Source organism: Alistipes timonensis JC136, assembly GCF_900107675.1.
In the GTDB taxonomy this organism is placed as follows: domain Bacteria; phylum Bacteroidota; class Bacteroidia; order Bacteroidales; family Rikenellaceae; genus Alistipes; species Alistipes timonensis.
The window spans coordinates 266,240-284,962 of the sequence record NZ_FNRI01000004.1; the positions used below are offsets into that span (position 1 = coordinate 266,240).

The following is an 18,723-nucleotide window of genomic DNA, read 5'->3' on the forward strand; positions in this document are numbered from 1 at the left end:
TATGGGAACGATTAATTATGCAGAACTACAACAGGATATACTGAATACCTTGGTGAAACAGGTAACTCCTGTCAATTTCAAGAATTTGGCTTACCCCGAAGCGAAGCTGCTCCAAAAACAGCTTGCCGGATGCGCCCCTGACAGCGATATGGCGCAGAGCATTCAGAAGAAACTGTTGAAAATGAAAGTCAATGAAAAACACTACGTGATTTTCACCATTGAGGAGATTGCGAGGTTGGCCGAAAAAAACGATTGGGGGCTGTGCCGCAATCAGAACGAAATATACCTGTATAACGGGATGTTCTGGTCGAGGCTCGATGTCGATGCCTTCCAGAAATTTCTGTTGAAAGCCTCGGAGCGGATGGGCGTTCCTATCGTATCGTCCAAATACTACCAATTCGGGAAGAAACTGTTCGAACAGTTTATGATGCAGTCCTATTTGCAAAGCCCGGCGGCCAATTCCAATGTGGTGCTTATAAATCTACTGAACGGAACGTATGAGATTAGAAACGGTCAGGGGAAACTGCGGAAATTCTGCAAGGATGATTTTCTGACGCATCAGCTCCCTTTCAAATACAATCCAGATGCGGCGGCTCCTCTCTTCGACAAATACCTGTCCAAAGTACAGCCGGATGAATCCGCCCGAAAGGTGCTGGCCGAATACATCGGCTACCTCTTTATAAAGACGGGCAATACGATTCTGAAAGAGGAAAAGGCATTGATGCTCTACGGCGGCGGCGCGAACGGTAAGTCGGTGTTCTTCGAAATTGTAAACGCCCTGCTCGGCGCTGAAAATGTCATCTGTCATTCGTTGCAGGATTTGACCGATGGGAGTGGATATTACCGGGCGCAGTTAGCGAATAAGTTGGTGAACTATGCGAGTGAAATCAATGGCAAATTGGAGTCGTCCATATTTAAGCAACTTGTTTCCGGTGAGCCTGTGTCGGCCCGGTTGCCCTATGGCAAGCCGTTTCATCTTACGCACTATGCCCGGCTTATTTTTAACTGTAATGAACTTCCGAGAGGTAACGAGTTTACGGATGCTTATTTCCGTCGGTTTCTGATTGTCCCTTTCGATGTAACGATTCCGCCCGAAGAACAGATTAAGGACTTACATAGCCGGATTATCGAAAACGAGCTTGCCGGAGTATTCAATTGGGTGCTTCGCGGACTTGCAAGACTTCTGAAACAGAATGGATTTACCGAATGTATTGCTGCGCGAAAAGCCGTTGAAGATTACAGATTGCAGTCCGACAGTTTGAGGCAGTTCCTGAACGACGAGAGGTATAAATCGGATGTCAATGTGAAAACAAAAATTGTCGATTTATATATCGAATATAAATACTATTGTCAGGAAAACGGGTTTTACCATTTGACCAAACCCAATTTCATCAAGCGGCTTAAATCATACGGTATTCAGGTTTCGACGATAAACGTGGGTAATGTTGCGTATTTGAAGAAACATAAATCCGATGAAGAATAAATTTCATTCTAAATCTTCATAAAATTAACCTTCTTAACCATTCGGCCAACCTTGGGCCGAAGTATTAAAAGTTTTCGGCATGAAAAACAGACTGGATGTAGCTGTCAGCTACTACGAGCACATCTATACAAAATTCCCGGTAAGAGCGACTCTAATCGACCTCTTGACCACAAATCGCTACAAATCCTGTGTTCTGGCTGTCCGGACAGAATTAGACGCAAGGAAGAAAAAGGAGTTGAAAACTCGACTGCCTGCATTCACGCCGTCAGGTTTGTTCCGGGGCGGGGCGGCAAACACGTTGCTGAAACCCACCGGACTGATTTGTATGGACATCGACAGGAAAGATAATCTGCAGATCGAGGGGTATGACAGGTTGAAAGATCAGCTCGGTAGACTACCTTATGTCGCATTTTGCGGACGGTCTGTCGGCGGTGAAGGATACTATGCGATTGTCCCTATAGCGCAGCCTAACAAGCTACTGTTGCATTTCCGGAGTTTGCAGACCAAGTTTTCCGCGATGGGGATTACCATAGACCCGTCCTGTTGTGACATTTCCCGAAAACGGTTCGTGTCTTACGATCCGGAGCCATATATCAACCAAGAGGCTGAAATATACGAGGGATTGACGGACGGCGCGGCTGTGCCTGACATTACCGGGAACGCAACTCTACCCGGAACGGACAGCGAAGACGAACCGCTGAAAGAGGTGCTCAAGTATATCCAGATAATCGAGCAGAAAAAGGTAGATATTACCGCAGGTTATGCAAATTGGCTGCGGATAGGCTATGCGTTGCATAACGCCTTCGGGGATTTCGGCCGGGAGTTATTTCATCGGGTCAGCAGTTTCCATCCCCGGTACAGCTATGTCGAAACGGATAGGTTGTTTAGCGGCCTTTCGAAAGGAAACTGCGCAAATCAGGTAACCATTCGCTCGTTCTTCTATTTTGTTCGCCAACATGGGTTGGATGCGGCTGCTGACTTTGGGGTTAGTGATGAGAAAGGTTAAAAATATGAACCTGTCGAAAATAGATTTAATTTTCATTCTTTTATTTGAATAGACCATATATGCGCATTTTAAATGGTCAGGTAATGGATTTCTTTGGGTTGAAGTGTTTTGTTGTCCTATAATGAAAGAAAACGGCCATTTCGCATGGGGTATGATATCTTTTCGGAATAGGGTTCGATAAAATGTGCATAAAGACCATGTTTCTGTACGCGGAATTGTCGCGCGCAGTGCTGACGCCCGCGCGATGTCCTGCGAATACGACAAATACAGTTGAAGTACTGGGCTTTTATCTGTCGGAATTTTCACTATCTTTGCAGTTACATAGCGTTACGCTATTGTTGCTCGCAGAAAAACGACCAATTTTTTAGGCAACTGAATAGACGATAATAGATGGAAACGCCTTCGCTTGGCGCGGGCTTTTCTTATTCTATTCAGGGTGCTTGGTCGTACCTTCTGCAGATAGGATTAGACCTGCGCCTTTTTTATTGGTGCGGTTCAACTCTAATTACAAGGACAGACCAAGCCAATATGGATTACAGCCGCTGCAAGCAGATACTACACGACTTCTATTCCGAGAATGGAATAATCGACCGTTTCGAAAGGAACAACCTCTATTTGGAAAAAGCTTTTCACGAGATTAACGAAATGTGGTTTCGAAATCTGGAGTGTATAAAAGAGGTCAAATACCTAATGATAGCCGAAGCCCCTTTATGGGGTAAAGACAAAAGCTATATCTACAATCCCGAAACGAAAAATACGTCGTTTTTCTACAAGAGCGACTTGGAATATGTACTGAATATTCAAATCGCCGACAAGCAGGATTTTATAAACTATTGCAATGAAATAGGGTTGCTTATCATTGATATTTCGCCTTTTGCCCTCAACACAGAGGATACGATTATTAATTATCGCAGTATTAGTGCAAGTCAGTATCGTAAACTCGTAAAAAATACCTTCCCATTCTATTTTGAACAGAAATTAAAGGCAGTCAGTAATAAAAAATCAGACTCTATTAAGGCATTCTTCCGGTACGCAAGAGTGAAGAAACGATTCCTGCCATTAATCTCAGAAGCCCTAATCGATTACCATTTCATTAAATCGGCAAATGAGATTTCAGACATATCAAAACGGGGATGGAATGTGGACAAAAATAAGATCAAACAATTATTAGTTTTGTGAGAATCTATTCATCAAAGCATTCTTTATAGATTTTTTCTGCTAATTTATTATATTGACTTGATTTAAACTCTTCGAAATTAATAGTTGCGATGGGAGCTAGTTTCTTTAAGTAAAATTCCGAATTGCCAGTTTTATTATTTGCAATCAATTTTCTTAAGCAAATTATAAATCCATTTATTACTGTTGTTGAAAGGACTCTGTTTGGATTGTTTCTGTCTGAGGTCCAATTACCTGCATTACTTGTGATTATTTTTATAGGTAAAAAGAATTCGTTAATCTCTTTTACACAAAAACTCTTATATTCATCTAATAATCTTATCTCTTCCCCTTTTAATAACCCAGATTTATGCGGATTCGCCCATAAGCAATATAAACTATCATTTCCACTTAATTTTACTAGCGATTTTACACCAAAACTTACAATAGAGGTTGTTTTGACTTTATCCTTGTCAAAGAAACTAGTTTCAAAGACATCTAGCAATGGTCCCTCTTCATTCAATTTCATTATGACAGACCTAGCTATTGATTCGGACGAGAATGGGCGTAATAATAGTCCTATCTTCTGTTTTAATTCAGTCTTCGCATTCGCTTGATTGGAATTAATCTCTAAAAATAATTTTGCTTCAAATTCTGTTTTCTCTTGCGTCGATATACTGTCTGGGTAGATAATGCCACTAACCAGCATATTCTGCTGGTCTCGTAAGAGACTTATTATTTTCTCACTGGACGAATTTGGATTATCTTCGTGGTAGGCATATACTCTATGTTGACCATCAATTAATCCAATAGTGTTGTATCTGTTGGGTATTTGTATTTCTACAGGTTGAGTTTTATTTAATTTGGATGGATCTACAATTTGGCCTGTGCTTTTATCTATCAATTTTGTATCCGACGGAAGTGTGACTAGTAAATTATTTATAAACACTCTACGTTCATGAACCAGATACTCACGGATCGAAGTCATTTTTTTGGCAACCAGCATCCTTTGATAAACACCCAATGAATCATTCCATCCATCTTGTCTCAATACATACGACTTTTCGAGTAGTTCTTTAGGTGCTATATAAAAAGAAACAACTTTATATCCTCTTTTAAAGTTACTCGCCGATTCAGGAAGAACTGTGCCTGCTACTTTGCAATATTCGGATAAATTCGAAAAAACATTCTGACCAATATCTTCTGTTTTTAATCTCATAAAGTTAAATAACTCATATTTAGCTGACAGTTTAATGCGATTAACAACTTCTTGAAAGTATTTTACAATGGGATAGTCCAAGTAGATCAGATATGGTAAGTGCTGTTTATATTCTTTGTTAAGATGATACTTTGAACAATAAATCTGTATAACCCTATAATGATCAATTCCATAATAATTGCCCAATGCTTCTTTGAATGAGCTGAAATGCTCTTTCAGGTATTCAATAAATCCCTGTTTGTCTCCTTGGATTAAGTCATATAAAACTTTTTTAGGGAGCAGGTGCTCACCCAATTCTTTAGATTTCACAGTATATTCAACGAGTACTATGATATTCTGATAAACAAAAACATCATCAAAATCGCCTTTTCTGCCTTTGAATTCTATTTCTTTGTCAGCAATGTTAGGTACCCTAGAGAATCCGGCTTTAGTGAAAATACTTTGAATCTCTTGCGTGTGTTTTTTCTTCTCAATTTGATGAGTAGTTAGCTTGACTTTCTTCCGTTTCTTTATTGTTGCCATACCTCGCACCTTATTATTCATAATCTTTTTCATTAAGAGCGACCATTATTTCACTGACGATCGGATGTAATAATGCCGTTGTATTGTCTAATATCACATTAGTAAAACAATGTGTAGATTTTAATGAATAGGCATACAACTTTTTATCGGCTATTATTTCTGTAAATGCGATTTCATCATTGGTAATTTGGAATTCTGGAGCTATCCCGAACTTTGATAAGGGTGCTTTGGTAATCAAAGTATTTATTTCTGCTTGCAACTTATCTGTATTTGCATCCGCCGTTACTAGGAATCGATATGTAGCATTTACTAGAATGGTGTGTTTTTGAGAAGTTTTCTCTGCCTTTTGAACAAACACACATCTAATGTCATTGTTATTTTTCTTTTGTAATCCAAGAAGAATGATTTTTGCATACTTTAGTATTCTCAAATCCAAGATTAGCTCTTGGAATTTGGTTTGCTTTAAGCACGTTGCAGATTCTTTTTCATATGCGCTTATTCGTTCAGCAGATAGATCCGTGATATATTTCTCAAACATTTTAATATATTCCGGATTTAGTTCAAATCCAAGATACCGTCTTTTCATAAAATGGGCAACTGCCGGAACAGTACCAGAGCCAGCAAAAGGATCCAATACCACAGAATTCTCATCCGTTGTAATTTTGATAATCTGTTCTATCATTCTTTCTGGCAGAGGACAGAAATGGCTCCTATAGCTATTGCCCCACGAGCCTTGAGTTGGGATTTCAAATTTCCAAATACCCGTAGGTGTTTTACCTTTAGGGTTGTATCGCTCAGGGTATTTTACCCACCACTTTTTTAAGTTCTCATAATCTCGAACCCGGTCTATATGGAAAGTGTATTCTTTTGACTTGGAAAAGAATAAAATGTATTCAAATATATTTCGCATCTGTCCTTGATGTGCCCAAGGGACAGTTTTATCTTTCTCCCATATTATTATTTCTTGTAATTTCCAGCCTATTTCAGCCATCTTCTTTGAGAAATCAAATGGCAATGGGATTACTTCATCATTTCTTCTAAATGCGTCAATAATTATCCATAGAGTGCCATTGTTTTTTGTGCAATGGTAGACGTTTTCGAATACTATTTTTAAGTCATTTAGATATTGATCATATTGTTGTCCATATCCAATTTGTCCTTCGTAACCATAATCTTTTAGATCAAAATAAGGTGGTGAAGAAATGGTGACGTCAACAATTTCGTCATTTAATATTGTCGAAATCTGTCTTGCATCGATGTTGTATATGGTATTCATCAAGTTAGGAATTCAAAATGATAAACAAATTTACAATATTATTTTAGATATACAAAGAAAACAAAAGCACACAGTTTCTACGTTTGTGTGCGTAAAACTGTGCGCTTTTTCTGCAATTGATTGATAATCAATACTTACTGCGGAGAGAGAGGGATTCGAACCCCCGGTACAGTTGCCCGTACACCGCATTTCGAGTGCGGCCCGATCGACCACTCCGGCATCTCTCCTTTTTCGGTCGCGGGAGAAGGACTCGCAGTCCCGGACTCCCGGCTCCAAAACCGTTGTTTTGGGACTGCAAATATAGACATATTTTTTATTTCCGCACATTTTCATGCGGAAAAAATTGAAATCTGTTGAAAAAAAGCCTCGGAGACTCCTCCGGTTCGCATTTTTCCGGATATAATTTCTATCTTTGAAGGCAGGAGTTCCGCCGCGCGCGTGCAGTATTTCCGGCGCGGAACCGTTTATAAGAATGAAATGATACTAAAAACGGTATGGTTTTCGTTTTTAGATCAAAGACTAACGCAAACAATATCTTGTGCGCTATGAAAAAGTTGAAGATTTTAATCGGAACCGTCTTGCTGTCCGCCGGTCTGGCCGGCTGCTCGTCGGCATATTACGCCTCGACGGGGTACGCCTCCGACGACCTTTACGCCGTGCATGACAAGACGCAGATCGCCCGCAGGAAGCAGGCCGAGGCCGAGGCGCAGCGTGCTGCCGCCGAAGCCCGCAGGGCCGAATGGGAGGCGAAGATCGCCGAGGCGGAGGCCGCGGCTGCCGAGAATAACTATTACGAATACCAGGCTGCGGATGCGAATCCGTACCAGAGCGTGTTGGCCGACGACTACGAAAGCGCCTATGCGCGCCGTCTGCGCGGCTTCGAGTCGCCGAGCTACAAAATGCCGTCGAGCTATCTCGACGCACGTTACAGCAGCGCGTTCAACTACGCTTCGGCTTACGATCCGGCGTTCTACAACATCGTGATCTCGGGCGACCAGGTATGGGTTGAGCCCAAGTACATTACGTCGATGTTCGGCTCGTGGGGAACGGTGGTCTACGGCGATCCGTGGTACTGGGGCTGGAACCGTCCGTGGGGACCCAGCTTCTCGATCGGAAGCTGGGGATGGAGTTTCGGATGGAATTCGTGGTACAATCCCTGGTACGGTCCGTGGGGACCCTGGTACAGCTCGTGGTACGATCCCTGGTACCGGCCCGGATGGGGCTGGGGGCCCGGATGGCACGGCGGACACCACCATTATCCCGGTCCGGGATGGGGCGGCGGACACGGACGGCCCTATCATTCGAACATCGTACGGCGCCCCAATCCCTACACCTCGCCTTCGGGGACCCGCTACGGGGTGGGATCGCGCTTCGGAAGCCCGTCGTCGGGATCGCTGCGGGGCAGCGGAAGCAACCGACGGAACAATTTCGGCGTGCGCTCCAACAACAGCGGCGGTTCGTCGAGGAACCGTTACGATTCGGGCAGTTCGTCGCGCGGAAACCGTTACGACGATACCTACCGTAATTCCGGCGGGAACTCCTACAACCGCGGTGGCAGCTATAACAGCGGCAGTTCGTCGTCCTACAACCGCGGCAGTTCGTCGTCGGGAAGTTCCGGAGGCGGCTCGCGCGGCGGTTCGGGTACGACCTCTTCGGGCGGAAGCTACCGGAATTCGGGCGGACGGTAACGGTTCTCTGATAAATGTGAAAATACGATGAAGAGAGTGATTTTATTGCTTGCGGCCGTCGCAGCGACGGCCGCGGCTTCGGCTCAGAACCCCGACAGGGGATGGGGCGGCCTGCTTATGGATAAGGATGTGATGATGCCCGGGGATATGGCCGAATTGTCGCAGACCCAGTTCAATTTCGGGACCGCGCGGGCCATGGCCATGGCCGGGGCGTTCACGTCGCTGGGGGCCGACCTTTCGTCGATGTCGATCAATCCGGCGGGGCTGGGTATGTACCGCCATAGCGACATTTCGATCACGCCGATGATGTCCTTCGCCCGGAGCAAGACCAACGCCCCGGAGTACGGACGCAATTCGCGGGATCGTTTTTCGATGGCCAATATCGGTGTGGCGATCAATGCCTATGAGGGCTCCGGTTCGCTGGTAAGCCTCAATATCGGTTTCGGGTATAACCGTCTCGCCGATTTCAATTACGACTATTCGTTCCAGAGGGGCGGACAGCGGGCGACCGTCGGCGATGTCTATTCGCGCCAGCTCTATTGGGGCGGTGTTTCGAAGAACGATTTTTACAACGCAGGCGGTTCGGGCAACTGGAACTGGGACAATATCGCCCCCGAGTTATGGAATGCCGCGCTGGCTTACCGCGGATTTCTGATCGATCAGGAGGACCCGAAGAATCCCAAAAGCTGGAAGCCGACCTGGATCGGGAACAACGCCGAGATGGGGCATTTCACGGAGTTGCAGAGCCGCGGTTCGGTCGGGGAGTACACGCTGTCGGTCGGCGCCAACATCAACAACAAGATCTATATCGGCGCGTCGCTCGGCATTCAGAGCGTCTACCAGCGCAAATACATCGATTACGGCGAAGAGTACTACTATCCCGGCACGGGGCCCGACGGATACGGCAATTCCGGACTGGATTATCAGCTCCTCTGGTGGAAGCTCAACCAGAGCGTGATCGTGGAGGGTACGGGCGTCAATTTCAAGGCGGGTATCGTCTACCGTCCGACGACCAATCTGCGTCTGGGTGCGGCGATCCACACCCCGACCTATTATTCGCTCGACCGGAAATTCCAGAGCGCCGCGGCCGGACTGGCTTACGCCAACAACCATGTCGATCCGAATGTCACGCCCGACGACGATGGATACATTTCCACGGCGAACGATCCCAACATGACCTCGCCGGTGCTGCTCGACGACGGTCCCAACAGTTGGTCGTTCGTCTCTCCGACGCGGCTGATGTTCGGCGCTTCGTACACCTTCGGGCAGCGGGGCGTGATCTCGGTGGATTACGAGCGCGACTGGTACAACGGCATTCGCATCAAGGACAATCCGTCGGGACTCGACTCGCAGTCGTGGTACAACGATTCGTTCCGCGACAATTACAAGGGGGCCAACATCGTGCGTGTGGGCGCTGAGTTCAAACCCCTGCCGGTGCTGGCGCTGCGGGCGGGCTTCGGGTACAGCGGTTCGATGTTCAAGGACGACGTGTCGCCCTCTTCGCCGATGTTTGCGAAGACCACTTATTACGGAGCCGGCGTGGGATTCGTGCTGGGCCGCGGAGTGTTGCTCGACATCGCTTACCAGTATGTATCGTCCAAAACGCCCGATTATTACCTGTTCTACGTGTGGGACGAGGACGGCGCGGCCGACAGCGCGGTCTATTCGACCGAGGTGAAGCGTCACAATGTGGCGCTGACGCTGGGATTCCGCTTCTGAAAAGGCTTTTCGGATAATATAAAGGTGCGTCTTTGTGACGGACCTTTATTTTTTTGTATATTTGTCGTCCGAAATAAAAGTAAAAACCGAAATAATATGGCAAAGGAACTTAAAGACCTCACGAAGTCCGACGAAAACTACTCGCAGTGGTACAACGAGTTGGTCGTGAAGGCCGGACTGGCTGAGAATTCGGCCGTCCGCGGGTGTATGGTCATCAAACCCTACGGCTATGCCATCTGGGAGAAGATGCAGGCCGCGCTGGACCGGATGTTCAAAGATACGGGGCATCAGAACGCCTATTTCCCGCTCTTCATCCCCAAGTCGTTCTTCTCGAAGGAGGCCCATCATGTCGAGGGTTTTGCCAAGGAGTGTGCCGTGGTGACGCACTACCGCCTGAAAAACGATCCCCACGGCAAGGGTGTCGTGGTCGATCCCGATGCCAAGCTCGAAGAGGAGCTGATCGTGCGTCCGACATCGGAGACGATTATCTGGAACACCTATAAGAACTGGATTCAGTCCTACCGCGACCTGCCGATCCTCTGCAACCAGTGGGCCAACGTCGTGCGCTGGGAGATGCGTACGCGCCTGTTCCTGCGCACGGCCGAGTTCCTCTGGCAGGAGGGCCATACGGCGCACGCCACGCGCGAGGAGGCCATCGAGGAGGCTGAAAAGATGATTCATGTTTACCAGAAATTCGCCGAGGAGTGGATGTCGCTGCCGGTGGTCGTGGGTCACAAGTCGCCCAACGAGCGTTTCGCGGGTGCCGAGGACACGCTCACGATCGAGGCGCTGATGCAGGACGGCAAGGCGCTGCAGAGCGGTACGTCGCACTTCCTGGGACAGAATTTCGCCAAGGCGTTCGACGTGCAGTACGTCAACAAGGAGGGCAAGCTCGAGTACGTGTGGGCGACTTCGTGGGGCGTTTCGACCCGTCTGATGGGCGCGCTCATCATGGCCCACTCGGACAACAACGGTCTGGTGCTGCCCCCGAAACTCGCGCCGATTCAGGTGGTGATGGTCCCGATCTACAAGGGCGAGGACCAGCTGACGGAGATTCGCGCCCGTTTCGAGGCTATCGCCGCGCAGCTCCGGGAGAAGGGTATTTCGGTGAAGATCGACGACCGCGACAACGTGCGTTCGGGATTCAAGTTCGCCGAATACGAATTGAAGGGCGTGCCCGTGCGTCTGGCGATGGGACCCCGCGATATGGAGAACGGCACGATCGAACTGGCGCGCCGCGACACGCTCGAAAAAGAGACCGTTTCGCAGGAGGGGCTCGTGGAGCGTATCGAAGGGCTGATGACCGAGATTCAGGAAAACATCTTCAAGAAAGCCTTGGCTTTCCGCGAGTCGATGATTACGAAGGTCGATACGTGGGAGGAGTTCAAACGGGTGCTCGACGAGAAGGGCGGCTTTATCCTCGCCCATTGGGACGGCACGGTGGAGACCGAGGTGGCGATCAAAGATGCCACGAAGGCCACGATCCGCTGTATTCCGGTGGATGCTCCGGACGAGGAGGGCGTCTGCGTCTTCTCGGGAAAACCGTCGCACCGCCGCGTATTGTTCGCCCGCAGCTATTAGTTTCCGATTTCAGGCGGATATTTCCGCACATCCCTCGAGCGGGACGAATGGAATGTACCTGAGTACTATCCATCCGTCCCGTTCTTCACGATGCCCGAAACTATCTCACCTGAAATCAAAAACACGCCGGGCTGCATTTCATAAATATACTCCTCCGAGAGCAAAAACAACGCATTTTGAGGGAGTGATGCTATGAATTTTTTTCGTATTTTTAACCGCTAACTTTTATCTATGTCAGACACCGCAGAAATACGGAAACGCCGCATCTATCGCGTGACCTTCATCGGTTTCGTGGTCAATCTCGTATTGTCGCTCCTGAAGCTCGCCGCGGGCATCCTCGGGCGAAGCGGTGCGATGATCGCCGATGCCGTGCATTCGTTCTCCGATCTGGCCACCGATGTCGTCGTGATCGTCTTTGCCCGGATTTCGGCCAAGCCCCGGGACGACGGGCATGATTACGGCCACGGCAAGTATGAAACCCTTGCCACAATCCTCATCAGCATTGCGCTGGGCATTGTGGGCGCCGGAATCCTCGTCAACAGCATCGGGGCCGTCCGGGTGGTGCTCGACGGCGGGCTGCTGCCCCGGCCCGGACTGGTCGCCCTCGTGGCGGCGGTCCTTTCGATCGCGGCCAAGGAGATTCTCTACCGTTATACCGTGCGCGAGGGGCGTGCGATCGACAGTCCCAGCGTCATAGCCAACGCCTGGCATCACCGCAGCGATGCCCTTTCGTCGCTCGGAACGCTCGTCGGCATCGGATGCGCCTATTTCCTGGGCGACCGGTGGCGCATCGCGGACCCGATCGCTGCGCTGATCGTGGCGGTGTTCATCTTCAAGGTCGCCTTCGACCTGATCCGCACGGGATTGGGCGAACTGCTCGAAAAGTCGCTCCCCGAGGAGACGGAGCGGGAGATCCTGCGCATCGTGACGCTCGATCCCGCCGTTCGGGAGCCGCACAACCTTCGTACACGGCGCATCGGAGCCGCCATCGCCATCGAGGTGCATGTCCGCGTCGACGGGGCGATGTCCGTCGCCTGTTCCCACGCCCTGACGGTCGGTATCGAGCGCCGCCTGCGGGAGCGTTTCGGCGAGGAGACGATGATTGCCGTTCATGTTGAACCGTTGAAATAAGGGTTTGTTTACGGCACGGAATTTGTATTGTTCGGCATGAAAAATTGTGCCGGCAAATTTCCGGCAGAGTAGAAAAAATTTGGTTTTTTCGGAAAATGTGCTTACCTTGCCAGCGTGAAGCCTCCGGAAACGCCGACGTTTACCAGGCCCGAACAATGATTATTAACGCCATCAGTAACTCTAAAAGGATTGCCTATCGGGAAAGAAATCTACTCTTAGTAACTAATTGAGACAAGAGTATGAACGTGCAAGTATTAAGTGACCAGGTATTGCTTAATCACTACCTTTCAGGTGACCGGAGTGCCATATCCAAACTCATCGAACGCCATAGCAGACGCGTGCGGGACTACATCAGCATGATGGTGAAGGACCGCGACGTGGCCGACGATATTTTCCAGGAGACATTCATCAAAGCCGTCCGTGTGATCGACGAAGGCCGTTATACCGATAACGGCAAGTTCCTGTCGTGGATACTGCGCATCGCCCACAACCAGGTGATCGACCACTTCCGCGCACAGCGGCAGAACAAGTCGGTCAGTGAGTCCGAGGCGGGCTACGACGTGCTGGGCACGCTCAAGCTGGCCGAACGCACCGTCGAGGATGCGATGGTCTGCGACCAGATCGAGCGCGACGTGCGCGCGCTGGTCGAACTGCTGCCCGCCGAGCAGCGCGAGGTGGTGATTATGCGTTATTTCTCGGGGCTGAGCTTCAAGGACATCGCCGAGCAGACCAACGTGAGCATCAACACCGCGCTGGGACGCATGCGCTATGCGCTCATCAACCTGCGGAGGATGATCAAGGAAAAAAATCTGATTCTGAGCTGATGCCGCACAATAATCCCCGGAGGGGTTGCGTTATATGAATAAAGCAAGCTAAAACACGCAAAGCCTATGGAGGACATTGACAAAAACGAGGTTTCAGACAACGGCATCTCTGAGGACGAGGACTTAATGATGCGGGAGGTGGTACAAGGTGATGCGGATTTGTGTTATTTGCATCATTACCTCTCGGAAGTTTTCCGAAACGGGGATAATTTTTAAGGGTTAATTTTTGATGGGGAAGGGCGCCGGGAGGCGCCCTTCATTTACCCTCCGGGCGGTCTGTTTTTTGCACTTCACACTCTAAAATCAGCTAATTATGAAATTCAGCAATGTACGGCTATTGGTCAAAGACTACGACAAGTGTTTCCGGTTCTATACCGAGAAACTCGGTCTGGAACCTGCCTTCGATATCGAAGGCTGTTACGGCAGCTTCAAAGTCGCCGAAGGCATCGAAGGGCTGGCGATATTCACCTCCGACCTGATGGCTCCGGTTGTGGGCAATGCGGACAAAGGCCAGCCGGACGGCTGCCGGGAAAAGATGATGGTGTCGTTCGAGGTCGACGATGTCGATGAAGCCTTTGAGACTCTTGCCGCAAAGGGCGTTGAGTTCGTCAATCGGCCGTCCGACATGCCCGCTTGGGGAATGCGGGTCGTCCATCTGAGAGATCCGGAAGAGAATCTGATCGAGCTTTTCACCCCTTTGAAGTGACTCCATGACACGCATACGTATCAAACGGGTTTACGAAGCGCCGGCGCCGGACGACGGCTGCCGGGTGCTGGTCGATAAACTCTGGCCGCGCGGCGTCCGCAAGGAGGCCCTGCCGTACGATATCTGGGCCAGGGACATTGCGCCCTCGGCCGCCCTGCGCACGTGGTATCACGCCGATCCTGCGGCGCGGTGGCAGGAGTTCCGCCGCCGTTATACGGAGGAGCTGCGCGGTTCGCAGGCCGTGCGGGATTTTGTCTGCGAGATTGCGGATGCAGGGACCGTGACGCTGCTCTACGCTTCGAAGAACGCCGCCGAGAACCATGCGCTCATCCTGCAGGAGTACTTGCAGCATGCCGCGGAAGAAGCGGCCGGTTAATGAAAAACGGGACGTTACTTCGGTAACGCCCCGTTTTTCAAAAAGTGCGGATCTTAACGGCCGCTGCCGAGGCAGCGGTGGGCATTGCGGAGCTGGAGGGCCAGCGAGAAGGCCGCGACGCCTGCGAAGAGCAGCGTGATGCCGACCCAGACGACGACGGCCGTGGTGCCGAACACCAGCGGTTGGAACAGTATCCACAGCGAGCACAGCAGGAGCAGGACGCCCGTGAAGACGGTCCAGCCCGCGCCGGGAATCTCCATGGCGCTCATGTCGCCGCCCAGTCCGATGGAGCTGAATCCGCGCATCATCAGCCAGAAACCCAGGAAGATAGGCAGCGTGGCCGCCGACAGCGCGACGTTGAAGATCAGGATGATGCCGAGGATGATCTCGATGATGCCTCCGGCCATCATCCAGCCGCGGCCGGTGATGAAGTGGCGGTTGGCCGACGAGAGCACCACTTCGAGGATGCCCGAGATCAGCATCAGCCAGCCGAAGACGAGCGACATGCCCAGATAGCTCTGGGCCGGGTAGACGAAGGTCAGCACGCCGACTGCGAACAGCGCGATGCCGACGATCAGCAGCAGCCACCAGTAACGGACGGCTTGCTTCGAATTTTCGATCAGTGTGGTAAAATTCTTCATGGTATACGGATTTACCGTTTCCCGAGCAATTTGCGTACCAGAACGGCGTGTTGCGACTGCTCGAATCAGCGGATTCTCAGCGGTTCGCGGCTGTGGAATACCGGGGCCGGGAATGTGTGCCGGCGGGTTTTCGGGACCGTTCGGACGGCTTTTGCCGGCGGCGGGGGTGGATTTTTGCCTGAAATCGGCTGTTTTGGCCGTTTTAGTAGTTTAAATATGTTATTTTTGTATTGTATCCGACAAAGTTTTATACATTTGCGGTTGATTATTGTAATAAGTGACGCCCCTTATGCATTATTTATTTAATTTGCGGCCGGGACCAACTGTGGGATTGGTGTTTGTCGCACTCTTTACCGCGTGGTTATGCCTGGCTCCCCAAACTGAAATTTACGCCCGGAACGACGTCGGCAAGACGGAGATCAGGGGGCGTGTTACCGATGAGGCGGGGATTCCGCTGGTCGGGGTCACCATTGTGGAACGGGGCACTCCGAACGGTACGGCGACACACTCCGACGGACGCTTTTCGATCCGGGTCACAACCGGAGGAATCCTCGATTTCTCCTATCTCGGCTATGCCGCGCGCAGCGTTGAGCCGGGCACCCGTACCGAATTGGAGGTGGTGTTGAAGGAGGATGTGAAGGCCATTGCGGAAGTGATCGTGACGGCCCTCGGCCTCGAGCGCAACTATGCCGACCTGACCTATGCCGCCGACAAGATCAAAGGTACGGAGCTGTCGGCCGTCAAATCCCCGAACATGATTCTGGCGCTGGCCGGGAAGTCTGCCGGCGTGCAGGTCAACGCGAGTTCCTCGGGAGCCGGCGCTTCGGCCAAGGTGAGCATGCGCGGAATACGTTCGGTGGCCAGCGACAATCAACCGCTGTATGTGGTCGACGGGATGCCGATGCTGAACTCCTCGCCCGAGCAGTCCTATTCGGCCATCGGCGGCATCGCCGATGCCGGCAACCGCGACGGCGGCGACGGCATTTCGAATCTCAATGCCGAGGACATCGAGAGCGTGTCGATCCTCAAAGGGGCCCCTGCGGCGGCGCTGTACGGCAGCCAGGCCGCCAACGGCGTCATCCTGATCACGACCAAGCGCGGCAGTTCGGAGAAACAGCAGGTGACGTTTACGTCGAATCTGACCTTTCAGCGGCCTTTCTGCCTGCCCGAGTTCCAGAATCGCTACGGCGTGAGCGGCGGGGTCGAGAGTTGGGGAGCCCGGGGCGGCGTGACGGCATACGACAACGCCGGGGAGTTTTTCCGGACGGGCGTAACGTCGGTGAACAGCGTGTCGGTCTCCACGGGCTCGGAGCTGATTCAGAGTTACTTCTCCTATGCCAATACCGCCGAGCGGGGCATCGTCGGGACAAACCGGCTGATGCGTCACAATTTCAACCTGCGCACCACGTCGGATATTCTCCGCAAACGGGTGAAACTCGACGGAACCGTCAGTTTCATGCGTCAGACGGTGAACGACAAACCCGTGCCGGGCGGTTTCTACATGAACCCGCTGGTAGGTCTGTACCGTTTTCCGCGCGGCGTGGACATCACTCCCTACCGGGAGAATTTCGAGGTCTACGACGCCGACCGCAAACTCTATGTGCAGGACTGGATCGCTCCGAGCGACGATTTCGAGCAAAATCCCTATTGGGTCGTCAACCGCATCCGCAGCAAGAGCCTGCGCAACCGCATCATGGCCTCGCTGTCGGCGGACTGGCGGGTGACCGGGTGGCTGCACATCAAGGCCCGCGCCAATGTGGATCATTTCAGCGACAAGGTGCGCCAGAAATTCTGGGCTTCGACGGCGCCCGCGCTGGCCGGCGCCAACGGACGCTATGTGGAGAGCAGTTTCGCGGAGACGCTTTTCAACGGCGAGGTGCTGGCGCTGTTCGACAAGCGCCTCTCCGACGACTGGAAATTCAGCGCGACGCTCGGCACGGGGCTCAACGACCGCACGGTCAATTCGCTGCGGATCGATTCGAAAACCGCGTCGCTCTACTATCCCAACATCTTCAACGTCGCCAATATCGTCATGAACAGCTCGGCGTACGTCGATGAGCAGATCGACGCCCGGCGCCAGACTCAGTCGTTGTTCGCAACGGCTTCGTTCAAATATGCCGAAAGCCTCAATCTCGAGGTCACGGGGCGTAACGACTGGGCCTCGACGCTGGCCTACACCGACCATGAGAACAGCGGTTTTTTCTATTATTCGGTCGGGGCGTCGTGGGTGATCGGCAAGTTGTTCAAACTGCCCGAGTGGGTCTCGATGGGCAAGGTCCGCCTGACCTGGAGCCGTGTGGGCAACGATATTCCGATGTTCATTACAAACCCGGAAGCGCACATCTCGGCGGGCGGAGGCGTCAATGCCGCCGATGCGGCTCCCGGAACGAACCTCAAGCCCGAGATGACCAACGCTTTCGAAGCAGGCGTCGAGTGGCGTTTCTTCGGCGACCGGCTGAACGTCAACGCCACGTATTACAAGACCAACACCCACAACCAGTTTTTCAAACTGCCGGCCCTCTCGGGCGAGGCGTATGCCTTCCGTTACGAGAATGCCGGAAACATCGAGAACGAGGGCGTGGAGATCGCGCTGAGCGCCTATCCGGTTTACGGAAAGCAGGTTACGTGGTATTCGGCGGTGAATTTCTCGCACAACAGGAATCGGGTGGTCAGGCTCCACGACGAGCTGCGCGAATATGTTTACGGACCTTCGAGCTTCTCGTCGTCCTACGCCATGAAGCTCGTCGAGGGCGGTTCGATCGGCGATATCTACGGCCGGGCTTTCGAGCGCGACGAACAGGGGCGGATCGTTTACGAGACCGAGGGCGACTATGCGGGGCTTCCCCGCACGGTCGGCGACGGAAACACCGTGAAGGTCGGCAACGCCAATCCCCGCTTCTCGCTGTCGTGGAACAACACGGTCTCCTATAAAGGGGTGTCGCTGGCGCTGCTGGTGGACTGCCGCTACGGGGGACGGCTGCTGTCGCAGACGATGGCCGATATGGATTCCTACGGCGTCACGAAGGCGACTGCCGATGCCCGCGACCGCGGTTACGTGACGCTCGAAGGGCGGCGGATCGAGGATGTGAGGGGATTCTACAAGCTGGTCGGAGGACGCGCCGGCGTGACGGAATATTACATGTACGATGCGACGAACATCCGCCTGCGGGAGCTGTCGCTCTCCTATGCGCTGCCCAAGCAACTGGTGCGCCGCACCCGGGTGTTCAGTGCGGTGAGCGTGTCGCTGGTGGCCCGCAATCTCTTCTTTATCTACAACGCGTCGCCGTTCGATCCCGACCTCGTGCTCTCGACGGGCAACGACAATCAGGGCATCGACGTCTACGGCATGCCGACCGTGCGGAGTGTCGGATTTAACATCAAACTGGAATTCTGAGG

15 protein-coding genes and 1 tRNA gene are annotated in these 18,723 nt (G+C 51.5%); 12 read left to right on the forward strand and 4 right to left on the reverse strand.

The window, feature by feature from the left end; translation table 11 throughout:
• The first annotated feature begins 1 nt into the window (after position 1).
• The 3 genes from BLU78_RS07275 to BLU78_RS07285 all read left to right on the forward strand — a co-directional run bounded on the left by BLU78_RS07275 (position 2) and on the right by BLU78_RS07285 (position 3,668).
• Positions 2-1,483, forward strand: coding sequence for a DNA primase family protein (locus BLU78_RS07275; protein WP_010262566.1), 1,482 nt, complete (start codon positions 2-4; stop codon positions 1,481-1,483).
• A gap of 79 nt (positions 1,484-1,562) precedes the next feature.
• Complete coding sequence (locus BLU78_RS07280; protein ID WP_010262569.1) at positions 1,563-2,489, forward strand: BT4734/BF3469 family protein; 927 nt, start codon at positions 1,563-1,565, stop codon at positions 2,487-2,489.
• Positions 2,490-2,879: 390 nt separating this feature from the next.
• Positions 2,880-3,668, forward strand: coding sequence for a hypothetical protein (locus tag BLU78_RS07285; RefSeq protein WP_010262571.1), 789 nt, complete (start codon positions 2,880-2,882; stop codon positions 3,666-3,668).
• 4 nt (positions 3,669-3,672) lie between these two features.
• On the opposite strand, the gene BLU78_RS07290 is transcribed toward BLU78_RS07285, so the two are convergent.
• The 3 genes from BLU78_RS07290 to BLU78_RS07300 form a co-directional block, all read right to left on the reverse strand.
• Positions 3,673-5,418: a DGQHR domain-containing protein gene (locus BLU78_RS07290; RefSeq protein WP_081504094.1), complete on the reverse strand. Its 1,746-nt coding sequence runs from the start codon at positions 5,416-5,418 to the stop codon at positions 3,673-3,675.
• A complete protein-coding gene (locus tag BLU78_RS07295) occupies positions 5,399-6,661 on the reverse strand; it encodes a DNA-methyltransferase (RefSeq protein WP_044106437.1) in 1,263 nt (420 codons plus the stop codon). Before BLU78_RS07295 ends, BLU78_RS07290 begins: the two co-directional genes overlap by 20 nt.
• Before the next feature lie 140 nt (positions 6,662-6,801).
• Positions 6,802-6,888, reverse strand: a tRNA-Ser gene (locus BLU78_RS07300).
• Between the two features lie 318 nt (positions 6,889-7,206).
• Here BLU78_RS07300 and BLU78_RS07305 point away from each other — a divergent pair.
• The 8 genes from BLU78_RS07305 (at position 7,207) to BLU78_RS07335 (ending at position 14,686) form a co-directional block, all read left to right on the forward strand.
• Positions 7,207-8,349 (forward strand): hypothetical protein, encoded by a 1,143-nt coding sequence (locus BLU78_RS07305; protein ID WP_010262582.1) that lies wholly within the window; start codon positions 7,207-7,209, stop codon positions 8,347-8,349.
• Between the two features lie 27 nt (positions 8,350-8,376).
• The gene (locus tag BLU78_RS07310; protein ID WP_026020729.1) at positions 8,377-10,068 is read left to right on the forward strand and encodes an OmpP1/FadL family transporter; all 1,692 of its coding nucleotides are present in this window, start codon (positions 8,377-8,379) and stop codon (positions 10,066-10,068) included.
• Between the two features lie 96 nt (positions 10,069-10,164).
• Positions 10,165-11,649: a proline--tRNA ligase gene (proS, locus tag BLU78_RS07315; protein ID WP_010262587.1), complete on the forward strand. Its 1,485-nt coding sequence runs from the start codon at positions 10,165-10,167 to the stop codon at positions 11,647-11,649.
• A gap of 231 nt (positions 11,650-11,880) precedes the next feature.
• On the forward strand, positions 11,881-12,780 hold the full coding sequence (locus tag BLU78_RS07320) for a cation diffusion facilitator family transporter (RefSeq protein ID WP_026020730.1): 900 nt from the start codon (positions 11,881-11,883) through the stop codon (positions 12,778-12,780).
• 239 nt (positions 12,781-13,019) lie between these two features.
• Entirely contained in the window at positions 13,020-13,604 is a 585-nt protein-coding gene (locus tag BLU78_RS07325) for an RNA polymerase sigma factor (protein ID WP_026020731.1), read from the forward strand.
• Positions 13,605-13,670: 66 nt separating this feature from the next.
• Positions 13,671-13,820, forward strand: a complete 150-nt coding sequence (locus BLU78_RS14110; protein WP_010262600.1) for a hypothetical protein — start codon at positions 13,671-13,673, stop codon at positions 13,818-13,820.
• Positions 13,821-13,917: 97 nt separating this feature from the next.
• The gene (locus BLU78_RS07330; protein ID WP_010262604.1) at positions 13,918-14,310 is read left to right on the forward strand and encodes a VOC family protein; all 393 of its coding nucleotides are present in this window, start codon (positions 13,918-13,920) and stop codon (positions 14,308-14,310) included.
• 4 nt (positions 14,311-14,314) lie between these two features.
• Entirely contained in the window at positions 14,315-14,686 is a 372-nt protein-coding gene (locus tag BLU78_RS07335; protein WP_010262607.1) for a DUF488 domain-containing protein, read from the forward strand.
• Positions 14,687-14,739: 53 nt separating this feature from the next.
• Here BLU78_RS07335 and BLU78_RS07340 read toward each other — a convergent pair whose 3' ends face one another.
• Entirely contained in the window at positions 14,740-15,327 is a 588-nt protein-coding gene (locus BLU78_RS07340; RefSeq protein ID WP_010262610.1) for an HdeD family acid-resistance protein, read from the reverse strand.
• Positions 15,328-15,658: 331 nt separating this feature from the next.
• Between BLU78_RS07340 and BLU78_RS07345 the strand changes: the two genes are divergently transcribed.
• Positions 15,659-18,721: a SusC/RagA family TonB-linked outer membrane protein gene (locus BLU78_RS07345; protein ID WP_010262613.1), complete on the forward strand. Its 3,063-nt coding sequence runs from the start codon at positions 15,659-15,661 to the stop codon at positions 18,719-18,721.
• Positions 18,722-18,723 lie beyond the last annotated feature (2 nt).